Genomic DNA, 13290 nt, shown 5'->3' with positions numbered 1-13290 from the left:
CATCAGGTGTTGCGACGACCACGAGAATCCGCCAAGGCGCACGGCAGGGGGCCTCGTCGCTCGCCAGGCCGATCGCATCCGCTGGGAACGACGAGCCCGCTCGGGCCCTTGCCCCTCCTACGGTCCTCGGTGATCCGTTCGGGACCGCCGCGCGGACGCTCGCCCCCTGGAGAACCCGTGCACGTCATGCCCCCGCCTTCTCGTCCCGGCATCGCCGCTGTCGCCGCGCTCGCCCTCGTCGTCGCCCTCGCCGCCCCCACCGCCGCGCAAGCTGCGGTCTCGCACCCCGCCAACGGGCGGGTCGACGAGGTGAACGTCCCCCGGGACGCGGTCACCGGGTTCGGGGGTGGCACGATCTTCGCGCCCGAGGTGTCCGGCGGCGCGCGCCTCGGTAGCGTCGTGGTCGTGCCGGGCTTCACCGATTCGCAGGCCGACATGCGGTGGTACGGAACCGACCTCGCGGCGCTCGGCTACGTGGTCTTCACCATCGATACCCTCGCCACCACCGGCTTCCCCCAGCGCCGAGCGGAGGAGACGCTGGCAGCTGCGGATTACCTCACCGGCGCGAGCGCCGCGAAGGGCGAGGTGGATCCTGCCCGAGTGTCCGCCCTCGGCTACTCGATGGGTGGGGGTGCGGTCCTCGAGGCCGCCGAGGCGCGTCACACGCTGAAGGCGGTCGTCGCCCTCATGCCGTTCGGACTGCGCACCTCCTATGCGGCGGACACGACCCCGTCGCTCATCATCACGGGCCAGAACGACCGGCTCGCCATCCCGTTCCTCATGGGTCGGCGCATGTACGGGTCCATCGCGGCCCCGACGCCCAAGCAGTACCTGGAGCTCCGCGGTGCGGATCACGGCGTCGGCCAGCGGACGCCGAACCCCACCATCCTCGACGCGGTGACGACATTCCTGCAGCGCTACGTCGACGACGATGCGTCGGCCGCCGACCGCATCTGTCCCCCGCCGCCGGCCACGGGCGCGATCAGCGCATCGGACAGCTACTGCGGTCCGGCAGGGAGCTGACCACCGGGCTCCGGGCGCTGAGGCGTCCGGGGCCCGTCGCGCGGCGGTGTGGAGACGGCCGACGCGCATGTGCCCCGCACCCTAACGTGCACTTACATGCATACCTACGGTCGGAGCACCACCGACCCCCTGCCCGTCCTCCCCGCCCGCCGCTCCGCCGCTCCCATCATGGCTTCGAGGCGTCGCCAGGCTCCTGAGCAGGCGCTCTCGAGCGCCGCGGTGCCCGTCGCCTCCAGCGCTTCGGCCGCCTCATGATGCGCGGCGCGACCCACGACCGCGATGTCGCCCGTCCGCCTCGCGCCGGAGCCGGATCCCGATGGTGGCGTGCCGTCCGCGGCCGCGCCTCGTCGCTCATCGCGGTCGCCGTCGTCGTCATCGCAAGCTTGACCGTCGCCGCACCCGCCCGCGCCGTGGATTTCGAGGCCCGGTCGGAGACGCCGATCCGCGCCGGCTCCGTGATCACGTTCTACGGCGGCAGCGGGTCCGGTTTCGCGCACCCGGTAGACCATCACTGCACAGCGGGGCCGGTGCTCGTAGCGCGGGGCATCATCTCGAACTTCACCGAATACCTGCGAGCCGTGCGCTACGTCACCATCCCCGTGCATTGCGGCGTCCAGGGGCAGAAGGCGTACGCCGGGGACGTGGAGATCGGCGCCGTCAGCTGGGAATCGCCGGATGCGGATCTGGCGGTCGTCCGGGTCGAGCCGAGCGCCGTGCGCGTCTCACAGTGCTACCACACGTCCTCGGGTCCGCGCTGCACCATCGTCACCCACTACACGCCGCGTGCCGTGGGCGAGGTGTTCGTGGCCGTGAACCGCCGGGGACAGGAACTCCCCCTGCGGGTGGCCGGGGCGAAGGTGCCGAGCGATCGCGAGGTCTTCTGCTCCAGCGGCATGGTGACCGGCGTCAAGTGCACGTGGACGACCACGCCCGAGCCTCCCGGCTGGAGGCCGACCGGGCCCCACGAGCTCATCGCCCGGACCTCCGGCGGGAACGTCCTCAACGGCGACTCCGGCGCGCCCGTCGTCAGCCAGGACGCGAAGATCATCGGCATGGTCGTCGGGAGCGGCGACGACGACGGCCCTTATCGGACGTTCATGACCTACATCCCCATCTCCTACATCCTCCAGGAGCGCTCCGCCTTCGCGCTCGCCACGTCGTGAGATCCGATGCACGCCACGTGAGCGGCTGCACCGCCGACTCCCGCCCATGCCGAGCCTCCCCGCTCCCCGCTCCCCGCTCCCCGTTCCCCGCTCCCCGCTCCCCGCTCCCCGCTCCCGAAGCACGAGGTCCTTCCTGATGCCTGCTCTCCTTCCCGTCCTCCACCGCCGTCGTCTGAGCGGCCCCTACCCGACGAACAGCCCCGTCACCGGGAGCCAGCGCGCGCGACGGCCTCGGCGGTCGTCCGGTCCGACGCGATCGCTGCCGTTGCTCGCGATCCTCGTCGGTCTCGTGGTCGCCGTCTCCTGCCTGGTCCCGGACGCTCCGGCGCAGGCGGTCGACCGGTGGGCCCGCTCGCAGCTGCCGGTCCATGCGGGGTCGGCCCTGGTGATCGCCGGCGCACAGTCCGGTTTCGCCCATGGCACGGACCAGGACTGCACAGCCGGCCCGGTCCTCAAGGGCACCGGCCTGATCGCGAACCTCTCGCAGTACCAGCGAGCCGTGCGGTTCGTCGCGATCCCGAAGCACTGCGGCGGACGTGGGCCGAGGGGGGGTCTTCGCAGGAGGGACGGAGATCGGCAGCATCATCTGGGAGTCGCCGGACGCCGACCTGGCCATCATCCGCGTCGAGCCCAGGACGACGACCTCTCCCGTCTGCCATACCGGCTCCTGGGCATCGGGGTGCTCGCTCGTGTCCCACTACGAGCAGCGCGCATCGGGAGACGTGTTCATCGCGACCAACCGGAACGGTCAGGAGCTGGCGCTGCCGGTCACGGGAACCAAGACACCGAGCGATCGCGAGTTCTTCTGCATCAGCGGGTCCAAGAGCGGGGCCAGGTGCACATGGGAGAACGTGGCTCGACCGCCTCTGTTCCGCGTCGGGTCACACGAGCTCGTGGCCGAGACGTACCGAGGCAACCTCGCGCACGGTGACTCCGGGGCCCCGGTGTTCGGTCGCGACCGGAAGATCATCGGCATGGCCATCGGCGTGGGCGAGGAGAACGAGGATTTCGCGACCTACACAGCGTACATCCCCATCGGCTACGTGCTGGCGGAGCAGCCGTATTATGCGGTGGCCACGGACTGAGTGCTCTGTTCCGACGGGCCGCCCTCCACGCGCCGTCACGTGACCCAGACGGATCCGCTCGGATGGTGCGGCGTCATGCAGCGCTGACCCCGGCGGCCGGAATGCCGCCGGCCGGGATCGGATCCATGTGCCCGAGCTCGAGCACGTTGCCGTCGGGGTCGCGGAGCTGGCGCTGGTATATGAAGCCGAGGTCGACGGCGGGGCGGGCCTCGGATCCGCCGGCGTCCAGGCCCGCGGTCGCGCGCGCGTCGACGTCCTCGCGGCTGTCGAGCATGACCGCGGTGATCGCCGCGGCGCTCGACGACGGATCGCCCACCGGCACGTCGAGGAACGACTGGAAGAAGTCGCGCGTGAGGAGCATGAACGCGCTGCGGTCGGCCTCGACCACGAGGCACGCGGCCTTCTCGTCGGTGAAATCGGGGTTCACGGCGCAGCCGACGGCCTCGTAGAAGGCGATCGCTCGGGGCAGGTCGGTGACGGGCAGGTTGACGAAGATCATGGGCATCGGTCTCTCCTTCGAGACGGTCGGCGTCGATGCGATCAGCGTCCCGTCCCCGGAGGGCCCGGTCAAGGGACGTGGCTACCGGTTCCGCTACCGTCCGCGCCGCTTCCGCCGCAGCGACCAGCGCAGCAGGATCCCGCCGACCACGACGAACGCCCCGCCGGCGACGAAGCCCAGCACGCGCTGCTCGGGATGGAGGGCGCCGAAGGCGATCGCGACGACCCCCGTGATCACGAGGTACAGGTACTGGTCGCGCATCATCGACGATGCCAGGCCCTCGGGTTCGTCGTCCGTCATGATCACAGCCTGGCAGTGCTGTCGCGTCCCCCTGCATCTCCCGCGGATTCGACGTTCCTGACGCTATGATGTGAGCGTCAGGATCGGAGGACCCATGTCCCGCGCTCAGCCCCACCACGAGCAGCCGCCGTCCCCCATGAGCGCTCTCGATCCCCTCCAGCGCAGCACGCTCCAGGCCTACAGCCGAGCCGTCGCCCCTGGCGCCCCCTCGGACTTCGAGCTCTTCATCGCACGACAGACCGCCATCTACACGGAGACCGCGGCGCTCTCCGAGGTCCTCGCCCGCCAGGCCGAGCCGCTCCCCACGGGGGTCGTGAGCAGCCTCAACGACACCGAGGTCTTCTGGCGCGACATCGAGGCGGAGTTCGGGTTCCTGACGAGCACGGAGGTGTCCGTGGCCCTCGGCGCCCGGCCCACCCGCGCCTACGCGAGCGACCTCCGGACCGCGGGGCGCATCCTCGGGCTCCGACGCACCAACAGGTACGTCTACCCGGGCTTCCAGTTCCACACGGGGACCGTCCGGCCGGTAATCCCCCGCCTGATCGCGCTCGGCACGGAGCACGAGCTGGAGGCGCGGGATGTCGTCGCCTGGCTCTGCCGCCCGACGACCTACCTCCGCGGAGAGGCTCGCCGACCCGTGGACCGCATCGACGAGACCTCCGTGATCCTCGACGCGGCGGCGCGCGCCTGGGACGTCGCCTGGTGACGGTGCCGACCGCGCCGTCGCCGTTCACGTCGATCGACGAGATCGTGCCGGCGGGGATGGGGATCCACCGCATCCACTCCGCGCGCTTCGGGCCGGCCGAGTTCAATCCGGGCATCGGCGGACCGACGCGCTTCGCGTTCTTCGGCGAGCCGGTCATCCCGGTGCTCTATGCAGGCGACACCGAGGACGTCGCCGTCTGCGAGACGATCCTCCACGATGTGCCCCTGAGCGGCGGAGTCGTCGGGGGCAGGGAGGTCGTCGGGCGGCGCTGCTCGCGGTTGATCGCGATTCGGGATCTCCGTCTCGCCTCGCTCGTCGGAGGTGGGCCCCGTGCGCTCCGCGTGCGCGCGGATTCCGTGTGCGCGACGGACGCGGCGGACTACCCGCAGACCGTCGCCTGGGCCGCGGCAGCGCATGCGGCGGGCTTCGAGGGTCTCGCCTACCCGTCCCGGCAGGCCGCGGGCCGCCGCGCGATGGTGCTCTTCGGTGATCGCGTGTCACCCGCCGACCTCGAGCCCGATCCGGCGTACCGGTGGTGGTTCGACGACGTGGACGGCTTCGCGAAGCTCTACGAGATGTGCCGACCGCTCGGCGTCACTGTCCTGCGCTTCGCCTGACGCCGCGGGAGCACAGCACGACGGCGGGCACTCCCGGCGAGGAGCGCTCGCCGTGATGCGGAGCAGTGGGTCGGCGGGTCAGCGCTTCTTCAGCGCCCCCGTCGACCACAGCGCCACCGCGATGAGCACCGGCTGGAAGAACAGGCGGCCGAGGCGCTTGCCGTCGGTGTCGAGGCCGAAGCCGTCGCGCTTGTGCACGTACTGCGCGATGTTGCCCGGGAAGATCGCCGTGAAGAACGCGGCGGCCGCCCAGCCCGCGAGGCCGCGGCGGGAGCGCGCGAACAGCAGGGCGGAACCGAGCGTGATCTCGGCCACGCCGGATCCGCTGACGGTCACGTCCTCGGGCACCGGCAGCGACTTCGGGACCTGCGCGCGGAACTCGTCCCGCGCGACCGTGAGGTGCGAGATGCCGGCGAAGGCGAGGAACGACCCCAGCACAACGCGGCCGGCGGTGCGCGGGAAGGACGTGCGGACGACGCCGGCCATCAGTCGTCCGAGACCGTGACGGTGACCTCGATGTTGCCGCGGGTCGCGTTCGAGTACGGGCAGACCTGGTGGGCCTGGTCGGCGAGCTCCTGCGCGAGGTCGTGCTCGACGCCGGGGATCACGACCTCGAGGTGCACGGCGAGCTGGTAGCCGCCCTGCCCGTTGGATCCGATGCTCACGCGGCTGCCCACGCTGGAGTCGGCGATCTTGACCTTGCGCGCGCGGGCAACGCCCTGGAGCGCGGAGTGGAAGCACGCGGCGTAGCCGGCGGCGAAGAGCTGCTCGGGGTTCGCGCCCTCGCCGGATCCGCCCATCTCCTTGGGGATGGAGAGGTCGAGGGCGAGGTCGCTGTAGCTGACGGCCACGCGGCCGTCGCGGCCGGCTCCCGTGGCGAGGGCCTCCGCGGTGTAGAGGGCGTCCATGTCGGTTCCTTCCGTTCGTGGCCGCTCGTGGCGGCCGTGGGTGGGGATGGGTGGTGCGGATCAGGGGGTGCCGGCGCGCGCCGACGCATCGGCGGGCCGGATGGCGGGCTCCGCGAGCGCCTCCGCCGCGGTCTCCTGCATCCCCGCGGTGAGCAGGTGCAGGGCCGTGAGGAGCTGGCGCGCACGGTCGAGGTCGAGGCCCATGCCGCGGATGATCGCCGCGGGCACGTGCGCGAGCTCCGCCCGCACGGTGCGGCCGCGCTCGGCGAGCGAGACCGTGACGACGCGCTGGTCGGCGGAGATCCGGCGCCGCGTGATGAAGCCGGCCTCCTCCATCCGCGCGAGCAGCGGCGACAGCGTGCCCGAGTCGAGGTCGAGCTGCTGCCCGAACTCGGTGACCGTGCGGTCGTCGCCCGACCACAGCAGCACGAGCACCAGGTACTGCGGATACGTGAGACCCCACGGCGCGAGGAGCGCGCGGTACGCCTGGGTGGTGGATCGCGACGCCGTGTAGAGCGAGAAGCACACCAGCTCGTCGGCGATGCGCGCGGGCGGCGCGGTCTCGTCGGCGGGCGGGCAGCTCTCGGTCTTGGGCATGCGTCGAGCCTCGCACGGAACAAGGTTGTGCGCAATTCATCTCGGCTGATGCCCAGGCCGCGCGCGCCGCCGCGTACCCTGGAGCGACATGATCACGAGACGAGAGGCCGCGCTGCGGCTGGGCATCCCGCTGGAGATGGCCACGCGCCACGGCATCGGGAGCCGCGTCCCCGAGTCCGAGATCGCCGCGATGGATGCAGATCCGCCCGCCTGGCTCGCCCAGTCCCGCGCGAACGCGACCGGCAAGCGGCCCGTCTGGGTGCAGCTGACGTGCGAGGTCTGCGGCTTCACCGAGGCCGTGCGCCCGAAGAAGTGGTGGCCGGAGTTCTCCTACCTCTCCTGCGAGCGACACTCCCCCGACGAGCTCCCCGAGCCCGCGCTCGGCCTCGCCCGGCGCGAGGTCGACGGCATCGGCAGCCGGTTCGTGGGCGTGGCGGACGAGCGGGCGTAGGAGCGCCATCGGTCCCGAACCGTCGCATGCGACGTTCCGGCCAGCGTGCCCGACACGAAGAGAGGGACCCCGCCATGCGGCGGGGTCCCTCTGGTGTCGATCGCGAGCTACGCGCTCGTGGCCAGCTTCTTGATCCAGTCCTCGGTCTTCCGGCCGCGCTTCTTGTCGACCATGATCCGGATCCGCGCTGCCGAGGCACGTTCTGCGTCGCTGATGGGGTCGGCCTCACCGGCCTGGATGCGCTTCTCGAGTGCGCTCGGGCTCGGGTTCCTTTGCTCCATCGTCATGGCGGTACCTCCTTCATCCATTGTCAACGCGTGTGGGGATGGTGTCCACCTCAGGTGGATGGACGCCGGAAGCAGATACCGCGCTGCTCCTCCGCTCCTCATCCAGTCGTGACGACGAGGTCACAGCGTCGATCATCTCCGCCTCGGTCGTCGTCGCCTCCGCTACGAGCACCTCGATCGCGGCGAGCCCCACTTCGCGATCGGCCTCATCCGATGACATGACCAGATCGAGAGCCCACTTCGCTCGATCCCACCATTCCTGGCGCTCCGCCGACCGTCGCGACACCCGCGCCGCCACCGTCGCGGCGCCGTAGGCGAGGCCGGCTCCGATGAGCGCGAAGATGCCGGCGGCAGGAGGCCCCGTCCAGAAGTCCCTCACGAAGGACTCGTCCACCACGCCGCGCGCGAGGAGCCCGACCACCACTCCCGCCAGAGCACCGCAGACGACGGCCACAGCCGCGACCGCACCGAGCCGCTTGATCACCAGAGCCCCTCCTCACCGTGTCCCAGCGTCGGACCATATGCCTCGCCACCGTCATCGCCGGATCCAGCTGACTGCTGCCCGCCTCGCCGCACACGGCAACGGAGCCGAACCGGGAACGGGGTCCTCTCGCCCGTGGATGCCTGGCGACGGTTCTGCCATGACCTTCGGGGCCGGGATGGCCTCACCTCCGTCAGGCCGCGATGATCTCCTCGGTCGCGCCCGCGACGGCACCCGCGTATGCCGCCGCGCCCTCGCGAAGCGCCGGGCAGTGCTCCGGCGTCGGGTGCAGGCAGATGTCGATCACGCGGTTCAGCTCCTCGCGGGCGCGCTCGAGCTCGGCGATGGCCGCGGTGATCCGGTCGCGCTCGGAGCGCAGGAGCGCGAGCGACTCGGGCGCGGCGACGCCCGAGTCGACGCTCGGGAGCAGCTGGCGGATCGTGCGGCTCGGGAGGCCCGCGGCGAACAGCTGCTGGATGAGCTGCACGCGCTCGACCGCGGCCTCCGGGTAGACGCGCTGGCCGCTCGTGGTGCGCTCCGCCGGCAGCAGGCCCTGCTCCTCGTAGTACCGGAGCGCCCGCGTGCTCACGCCCGCTCGTCCCGCCACGTCGCCGATCCGCAGCATGCCGCCCTCTTCCCTCGTGATGGTGATGGTGATGGTGATGGTGATGGTGATGGTGATGGTGATGGTGATGGTGTTCCCGTCGATCCGCCGGGCGGACTTGCCCTTCACGTCGACGTCAACTCCTAGCGTAGGCCGCGCCGCACCTCGCGAACGACGCGGGCGGCAGGAGGAAGAGCACGCATGGACATCCAGGATCAGGTCGCCCTCGTCACCGGCGCCAACCGTGGCATCGGCCGCACCTTTGTCGAGGAGCTGCTCGAGCGCGGCGCCCGCAAGGTCTACGCGACCGCGCGCCGGCCCGAGACCATCGACATCCCCGGCGTCGAGGTGCTGCGCCTCGACCTCACCGACCCGGCGTCCGTCAGCGCCGCCGCGGAGGCCGCGCAGGACGTGACCCTGCTCGTCAACAACGCGGGCATCTCCACGGGCGCCACGCTCATCACGGGCGACATGGCCGAGATCCGCCGTGAGATGGACACCCACTTCTACGGCACGCTCGGCGTGATTCGCGCCTTCGCGCCCGTGCTCGCCGCGAACGGCGGCGGCGGGATCGTCAACATCCTGTCGGCGCTGTCGTGGTTCTCGACCCGCGCGAACGGCGGCTACGCGGCGGCGAAGGCGGCCGAGTGGAACATGACGAACGCCGTGCGGCTGGAGCTCGCCGCGCAGGGCACCCTCGTCCAGGGCGTGCACCTGGGCGCGGCGGACACCGACATCATGGCCGGCTACGACGGGCCGATGATCGCCCCGCGCGACGTGGCCCGGGCGTCGCTCGACGGTGTGGTCGCGGGATCCGTCGAGGTGGTCGTCGACGACTGGAGCCGCATGGTGAAGGACTCGCTGGTCGGCGACCCGGCACCGTTCTACGAGAAGATGCGCGCGATCCTCGGCTGACCGGCGCCGGCAGAGGGCTGGCGGCCGGTCGCCGGGTCAGGCCGGTCGCCGGGTCAGAGGGACTCGAGCGCGTCGACCGCCTGCCGCACCCCGCGCTCCCGACGCATGAGCCCGCCCACCTCGGCCGCCCGCTCGCGTCGGGACAGGGCATCGCCCATCGCGGGCACGAGGGCGTCGACCGACAGGCGGCGCAGCGGGATGGGGGCGGCGGCCACCCCCTGCCGGTGCAGCTGGGCCGCCCAGAACGGCTGGTCGGCGGTGACGGGCACCACCACGGCGGGCACGCCGGCCCGGGCGACGGCGTGGGAGGTGCCGGCCCCGCCGTGGTGCACGGCGAGCGCCGCGCCCGGCAGCACCTGGTCGAACGGCGCCGACCGCACCGCCAGCACGTCGGTGCCGTGGCACTCCGCCGGCAGCGCGAGCCCACCCCACCCGGTGACCAGCAGCACCCGCAGGCCGTGGGCGCGGGCGGCCTGGACGATCGCCCGCCCCCGCGCCGACGCACCCCCTCTCGTCATGGATCCGAACGAGGCGACGACGACGGGTCCGCCGCCGAGGAAGCCCCCGACGACCGGGTCGGTCGACGCCGCCGGCGCCTCCTCGTACCAGGCCCCCGTCTGGTGGACCCGCTCCGGCCAGTCGTCGGGCCGCGGCAGCAGGTGCGGGCTCACGGCCATGAGCGTCGCGCGCGACGGGGTGCGCCCGGCGGGACGACGACCGCCCGGCAGCTCGGCCGCGGCGCGCGTGACGTCAGCGGCGAAGAGGCGCCCGGCGGCACGCGGCACGGCGTAGGTCGACCGGTTGCGCACGCCCAGGTCGCGGGTGGCCGTCGGACCGCCGGCGGCGGGGAAGCGGTCGCTGGGCGTGACCACCGGCGCGAACTCCACCAGCACGCGGGGCACGCCGAGCGCGTCCGCCGCCATCGGCGCGCTGAGGATCAGGGGATGGTGCACCACCACGTCGGGGTCGAAGGCGACCGTCTCCCGCGCCGCGGCGGCGAGCATCCGCCGCATCGCCGGCCGCACCTCCGCGCGCACGTGGCGGGCGAGCGCCCACGGCGTGCGCCCGGCCGGGGAGAGCACCCGCCGGGCGTCCAGACCGAGTCGCACGACGTCCACCCCCTCGGGCGCGACCGCGTCGTCGGGCAGGGCCAGCCGCACCTCGTGGCCGCGGGATGCGGCGTGCCGCACCAGGGCCACGAAGGGCTCCACGTCACCCCGGGTGCCGGCGGTGAGGAGCATCATGCGCATGCACCCAGTGTGGGCCCGGCAGCCGGACGGTCGGCGGCCACCCGAGCCGGGAGTAGGTTCGAGAGCGTGACCGACGGCAGCGAGCGGATGTCGCGCATCGCACCGTCGGGGATCGGCGTGGCCATGCGCCGCCTCGTGCTCATCTCGCGCCCGGTGCTGTGGATCAACACCATCGGATCCGGGCTCGTCGCCGTGTGGCTCACCGGCGCGCTGTTCGACATGCGGGCCCTGCCGCTCATCCTGTGGCTCACGCTGCCGTTCAACCTGCTGATCTACGGCGTCAACGACATCTACGACCAGGACACGGATGCGGCCAACCCCCGCAAGGGCTCCATCGAGGGCGCCCGGATCCGCCCGTCCGAGGTGCGGCTCATCGCCTGGGCCGTCGCCACCGTCAACGTCCCGTTCCTCGTCTACTTCCTGCTCGTGCTGCCGCCGCTCGCGAACGCGGCGATCCTGCTCTACGCGGGCGTGTTCGTCTTCTACTCCGCGCCCCCGCTGCGCTTCAAGGCGCGGCCCTTCCTCGACTCGCTGAGCAACGCGGCCTACGCGCTGCCGCTGGTGATCGTGCCGGCGGCCCTCGGGGTCGCGCCGGTCTGGCCGGCCGTCCTCGGCCTGATGGCCTGGAGCGTGGCCAAGCACGCCTTCGACGCGGTGCAGGACATCGTGGAGGACCGCGAGGCGGGCATCACCACCAGCGCGGTGCGGCTCGGTTCCCGCGGGACGGCCCTGTGGAGCGGGGCCTGGTGGATCCTCTCGGCGGCGCTGTTCGCCGTAGTGAGCGTGCCCGTGGCGGCCGTCGACCTGCTGATCGCCGGCATCCTCGTGGTGCGCCTGCTGCGCGACCCGCGGCCGGAGACCGGCCACCGCCTCTACCGCCTGTCGGTCGCCTTCCCGTACATCGCGGGGACGCTGCCCGGGGTGCTGCTCATGGTCGCGATCGTGTTCGGAGGGTATCCATGAGCCGCATCGTCGTGGTCGGCGGCGGGATGGGCGGGCTCACCGCCTCCGCGCTGCTCGCGCACGCGGGCCACCGCGTCACCCTGCTGGAGGCCTCCCCCGAGCTCGGCGGCAAGAGCCGGCGCATCCATCTGGGCGAGGACCGCATCGACACCGGGCCGTCGCTGGTGACGTTCCCGGCGGTGTGGGACGAGCTGCTGCGGCGGCTCGGCGACGGCGAGCGCGCGCCCGAGCGGACCCGCGACGCCGGCCGGCTCGACCTGGTGCGGATGGCCGAGGTCGGCCGCTACTACTTCGACGGCGAGGAGACCTCCCTGCCGGTGGCGCCGGATCACCCCTGGTACCCCGCCTGGCGACGGTTCTCCGACATCCACGCGCCCCTCGCCGACGACGTGACCGAGCTGCTGCTCGCCGACCCCCTCGACCGGGCGGCACTCCCGGCGCTGCGCCGGCTGCTGGACGTCTACGGCTCCCGCCTCACCACGCGCGCGTACCTCGACGGCCTGCCGTGGCTGCCCGACGGGCTGCGCGAGATCATCGCGATCCACACCCTCAACGCGGGCGTCTCGCCCGCGCGCACCCCGGCCCTCTACGCGAGCATGCCGGCGATCATGGCGGAGACCGGCGCGTGGGTGCCGCGCGGCGGGGTGTACGAGATCGTGCTCGCGCTGGGCCGGCTGGCCGAGGCGGCCGGGGTGGAGATCCGCACCGGCGAGGCCGTCACCCGCATCGAGCGCGGGTCGGTCACCACCGACGCCGGCCGCTACCCCGCCGACCTCGTCGTCAGCGCCCTCGACGCCGACCGGCTCGCCACGCTGACGGGCCCGTCGCGGATCCCGACGCTCCCCCGCCTACGGCCCCGCACCCTCTCCCGCTCGGGCATCGCGCTGTACGGCGCGCTGCGGGAGGAGCTGCCCGCGGGGATCGCGACGCACAGCGTGGTGCTGCCGACGAAGCCCGCCGCGCTGCACCGCAGCCTCGAGGCGGGCGACGAGCCGGCGGACACCATGGTGTTCGTCAACCAGTACCGCGCGGGCGAGGTATACCCGAACCCGCGCAGCACCGTCGGCATCCTGCTCACCGCACCCGCGGACGGCGGTCGCTACACGGCCGAGCACCCCTTCGTGCGCCGCGAGGTCGACCGCGTCTCATCCGCGATGGGGCTCGACGGGCCCCTCACCGACCTCCTCGACGAGCAGACGGTGCTCGATCCGCGGTACTACGGCGAGGGCGGCGAGCCGCACGGCGCGCTCTACGGGGCCGCGCGGCCGCCGTGGCTCAGCGGTCCGTTCCACCGCCCCTCGTACAACGACCCCTGGCGGCCGTGGCTGTGGCGGGTCGGCGCGTCGGTGCACCCCGGCGGCGGGATCCCCGCGGTGGTGGGCGGCGCGATGATCGCGGTGACGCGGCTGCTCAAGTCGCACCGGGCCTGACGCGGGGGCGG

Annotated in this window: 18 protein-coding genes; 9 read left to right on the top strand and 9 right to left on the bottom strand. The window is 72.6% G+C overall.

Translation table 11 applies throughout. The features are described from left to right. Positions 1–186: 186 nt before the first annotated feature. The 3 genes from CMS_RS04915 (at position 187) to CMS_RS04905 (ending at position 3271) form a co-directional block, all read left to right on the top strand. Positions 187–1023: an alpha/beta hydrolase gene (locus CMS_RS04915; RefSeq protein ID WP_041464889.1), complete on the top strand. Its 837-nt coding sequence runs from the start codon at positions 187–189 to the stop codon at positions 1021–1023. A gap of 527 nt (positions 1024–1550) precedes the next feature. Continuing rightward, on the top strand, positions 1551–2186 hold the full coding sequence (locus CMS_RS04910; protein ID WP_041464888.1) for a trypsin-like peptidase domain-containing protein: 636 nt from the start codon (positions 1551–1553) through the stop codon (positions 2184–2186). A gap of 689 nt (positions 2187–2875) precedes the next feature. Then, positions 2876–3271 carry a hypothetical protein gene (locus CMS_RS04905; protein WP_133064219.1) on the top strand — a complete coding sequence of 132 codons (396 nt, stop codon included), beginning with the start codon at positions 2876–2878 and terminating at the stop codon, positions 3269–3271. Positions 3272–3344: 73 nt separating this feature from the next. Here the strand turns inward: CMS_RS04905 and CMS_RS04900 are convergent, their stop codons facing one another. Both CMS_RS04900 and CMS_RS04895 read right to left on the bottom strand, forming a co-directional pair. After that, the gene (locus CMS_RS04900; RefSeq protein ID WP_012298388.1) at positions 3345–3776 is read right to left on the bottom strand and encodes a VOC family protein; all 432 of its coding nucleotides are present in this window, start codon (positions 3774–3776) and stop codon (positions 3345–3347) included. An 87-nt stretch (positions 3777–3863) separates the two neighbouring features. Then, positions 3864–4070, bottom strand: coding sequence for a hypothetical protein (locus tag CMS_RS04895; protein ID WP_133064114.1), 207 nt, complete (start codon positions 4068–4070; stop codon positions 3864–3866). 136 nt (positions 4071–4206) lie between these two features. Between CMS_RS04895 and CMS_RS04890 the strand changes: the two genes are divergently transcribed. Together CMS_RS04890 and CMS_RS04885 are read left to right on the top strand one after the other, a co-directional pair. Continuing rightward, positions 4207–4776, top strand: coding sequence for a hypothetical protein (locus CMS_RS04890; protein ID WP_012298386.1), 570 nt, complete (start codon positions 4207–4209; stop codon positions 4774–4776). Positions 4777–4778: 2 nt separating this feature from the next. After that, the gene (locus CMS_RS04885; protein ID WP_223842731.1) at positions 4779–5393 is read left to right on the top strand and encodes an RES family NAD+ phosphorylase; all 615 of its coding nucleotides are present in this window, start codon (positions 4779–4781) and stop codon (positions 5391–5393) included. 78 nt (positions 5394–5471) lie between these two features. Here the strand turns inward: CMS_RS04885 and CMS_RS04880 are convergent, their stop codons facing one another. Genes CMS_RS04880 through CMS_RS04870 form a run of 3 tightly spaced genes read right to left on the bottom strand, consistent with a single transcriptional unit; the run spans position 5472 to position 6898 of the window. After that, on the bottom strand, positions 5472–5879 hold the full coding sequence (locus CMS_RS04880) for a DoxX family protein (protein ID WP_012298384.1): 408 nt from the start codon (positions 5877–5879) through the stop codon (positions 5472–5474). Further along, on the bottom strand, positions 5879–6301 hold the full coding sequence (locus tag CMS_RS04875; protein ID WP_012298383.1) for an organic hydroperoxide resistance protein: 423 nt from the start codon (positions 6299–6301) through the stop codon (positions 5879–5881). Before CMS_RS04875 ends, CMS_RS04880 begins: the two co-directional genes overlap by 1 nt. Positions 6302–6361: 60 nt before the next feature. Then, positions 6362–6898, bottom strand: a complete 537-nt coding sequence (locus CMS_RS04870; protein WP_049791897.1) for a MarR family winged helix-turn-helix transcriptional regulator — start codon at positions 6896–6898, stop codon at positions 6362–6364. Positions 6899–6986: 88 nt separating this feature from the next. On the opposite strand from CMS_RS04870, the gene CMS_RS04865 reads away from it, so the two are divergent. Further along, a complete protein-coding gene (locus CMS_RS04865; protein WP_041464415.1) occupies positions 6987–7349 on the top strand; it encodes a hypothetical protein in 363 nt (120 codons plus the stop codon). A gap of 107 nt (positions 7350–7456) precedes the next feature. Here CMS_RS04865 and CMS_RS04860 read toward each other — a convergent pair whose 3' ends face one another. The 3 genes from CMS_RS04860 to CMS_RS04850 form a co-directional block, all read right to left on the bottom strand. Further along, positions 7457–7636, bottom strand: coding sequence for a hypothetical protein (locus CMS_RS04860; protein WP_106408635.1), 180 nt, complete (start codon positions 7634–7636; stop codon positions 7457–7459). 13 nt (positions 7637–7649) lie between these two features. Then, positions 7650–8120, bottom strand: coding sequence for a hypothetical protein (locus tag CMS_RS04855; protein ID WP_106408634.1), 471 nt, complete (start codon positions 8118–8120; stop codon positions 7650–7652). A gap of 190 nt (positions 8121–8310) precedes the next feature. Then, the gene (locus CMS_RS04850; protein WP_012298378.1) at positions 8311–8850 is read right to left on the bottom strand and encodes a MerR family transcriptional regulator; all 540 of its coding nucleotides are present in this window, start codon (positions 8848–8850) and stop codon (positions 8311–8313) included. A 72-nt stretch (positions 8851–8922) separates the two neighbouring features. Between CMS_RS04850 and CMS_RS04845 the strand changes: the two genes are divergently transcribed. Next, on the top strand, positions 8923–9636 hold the full coding sequence (locus CMS_RS04845; RefSeq protein ID WP_012298377.1) for an SDR family oxidoreductase: 714 nt from the start codon (positions 8923–8925) through the stop codon (positions 9634–9636). Positions 9637–9689: 53 nt separating this feature from the next. On the opposite strand, the gene CMS_RS04840 is transcribed toward CMS_RS04845, so the two are convergent. Continuing rightward, entirely contained in the window at positions 9690–10886 is a 1197-nt protein-coding gene (locus tag CMS_RS04840; protein ID WP_012298376.1) for a glycosyltransferase, read from the bottom strand. Between the two features lie 66 nt (positions 10887–10952). On the opposite strand from CMS_RS04840, the gene CMS_RS04835 reads away from it, so the two are divergent. Together CMS_RS04835 and CMS_RS04830 are read left to right on the top strand one after the other, a co-directional pair. Further along, positions 10953–11849: a UbiA family prenyltransferase gene (locus tag CMS_RS04835; protein ID WP_012298375.1), complete on the top strand. Its 897-nt coding sequence runs from the start codon at positions 10953–10955 to the stop codon at positions 11847–11849. Next, a complete protein-coding gene (locus tag CMS_RS04830; RefSeq protein WP_012298374.1) occupies positions 11846–13279 on the top strand; it encodes a phytoene desaturase family protein in 1434 nt (477 codons plus the stop codon). Before CMS_RS04835 ends, CMS_RS04830 begins: the two co-directional genes overlap by 4 nt. Positions 13280–13290 lie beyond the last annotated feature (11 nt).

The organism is Clavibacter sepedonicus, from assembly GCF_000069225.1.
In the GTDB taxonomy this organism is placed as follows: Bacteria; Actinomycetota; Actinomycetes; order Actinomycetales; family Microbacteriaceae; genus Clavibacter; species Clavibacter sepedonicus.
Note: the sequence above shows the minus strand (reverse complement) of the source record. Positions and strands in the feature narration are given on the sequence as shown.

What these genes read in the sequence shown, in the direction of transcription:
- CMS_RS04915 (WP_041464889.1), top strand. Translation starts at nt 187, where the DNA reads ATGCCCCCGCCTTCTCGTCCCGGCATCGCCGCTGTCGCCGCGCTCGCC.
- CMS_RS04900 (WP_012298388.1), bottom strand. Translation starts at nt 3,776, where the DNA reads ATGCCCATGATCTTCGTCAACCTGCCCGTCACCGACCTGCCCCGAGCG.
- CMS_RS04895 (WP_133064114.1), bottom strand. Translation starts at nt 4,070, where the DNA reads ATGACGGACGACGAACCCGAGGGCCTGGCATCGTCGATGATGCGCGAC.
- CMS_RS04890 (WP_012298386.1), top strand. Translation starts at nt 4,207, where the DNA reads ATGAGCGCTCTCGATCCCCTCCAGCGCAGCACGCTCCAGGCCTACAGC.
- CMS_RS04880 (WP_012298384.1), bottom strand. Translation starts at nt 5,879, where the DNA reads ATGGCCGGCGTCGTCCGCACGTCCTTCCCGCGCACCGCCGGCCGCGTT.
- CMS_RS04875 (WP_012298383.1), bottom strand. Translation starts at nt 6,301, where the DNA reads ATGGACGCCCTCTACACCGCGGAGGCCCTCGCCACGGGAGCCGGCCGC.
- CMS_RS04870 (WP_049791897.1), bottom strand. Translation starts at nt 6,898, where the DNA reads ATGCCCAAGACCGAGAGCTGCCCGCCCGCCGACGAGACCGCGCCGCCC.
- CMS_RS04865 (WP_041464415.1), top strand. Translation starts at nt 6,987, where the DNA reads ATGATCACGAGACGAGAGGCCGCGCTGCGGCTGGGCATCCCGCTGGAG.
- CMS_RS04860 (WP_106408635.1), bottom strand. Translation starts at nt 7,636, where the DNA reads ATGACGATGGAGCAAAGGAACCCGAGCCCGAGCGCACTCGAGAAGCGC.
- CMS_RS04845 (WP_012298377.1), top strand. Translation starts at nt 8,923, where the DNA reads ATGGACATCCAGGATCAGGTCGCCCTCGTCACCGGCGCCAACCGTGGC.
- CMS_RS04840 (WP_012298376.1), bottom strand. Translation starts at nt 10,886, where the DNA reads ATGCGCATGATGCTCCTCACCGCCGGCACCCGGGGTGACGTGGAGCCC.
- CMS_RS04830 (WP_012298374.1), top strand. Translation starts at nt 11,846, where the DNA reads ATGAGCCGCATCGTCGTGGTCGGCGGCGGGATGGGCGGGCTCACCGCC.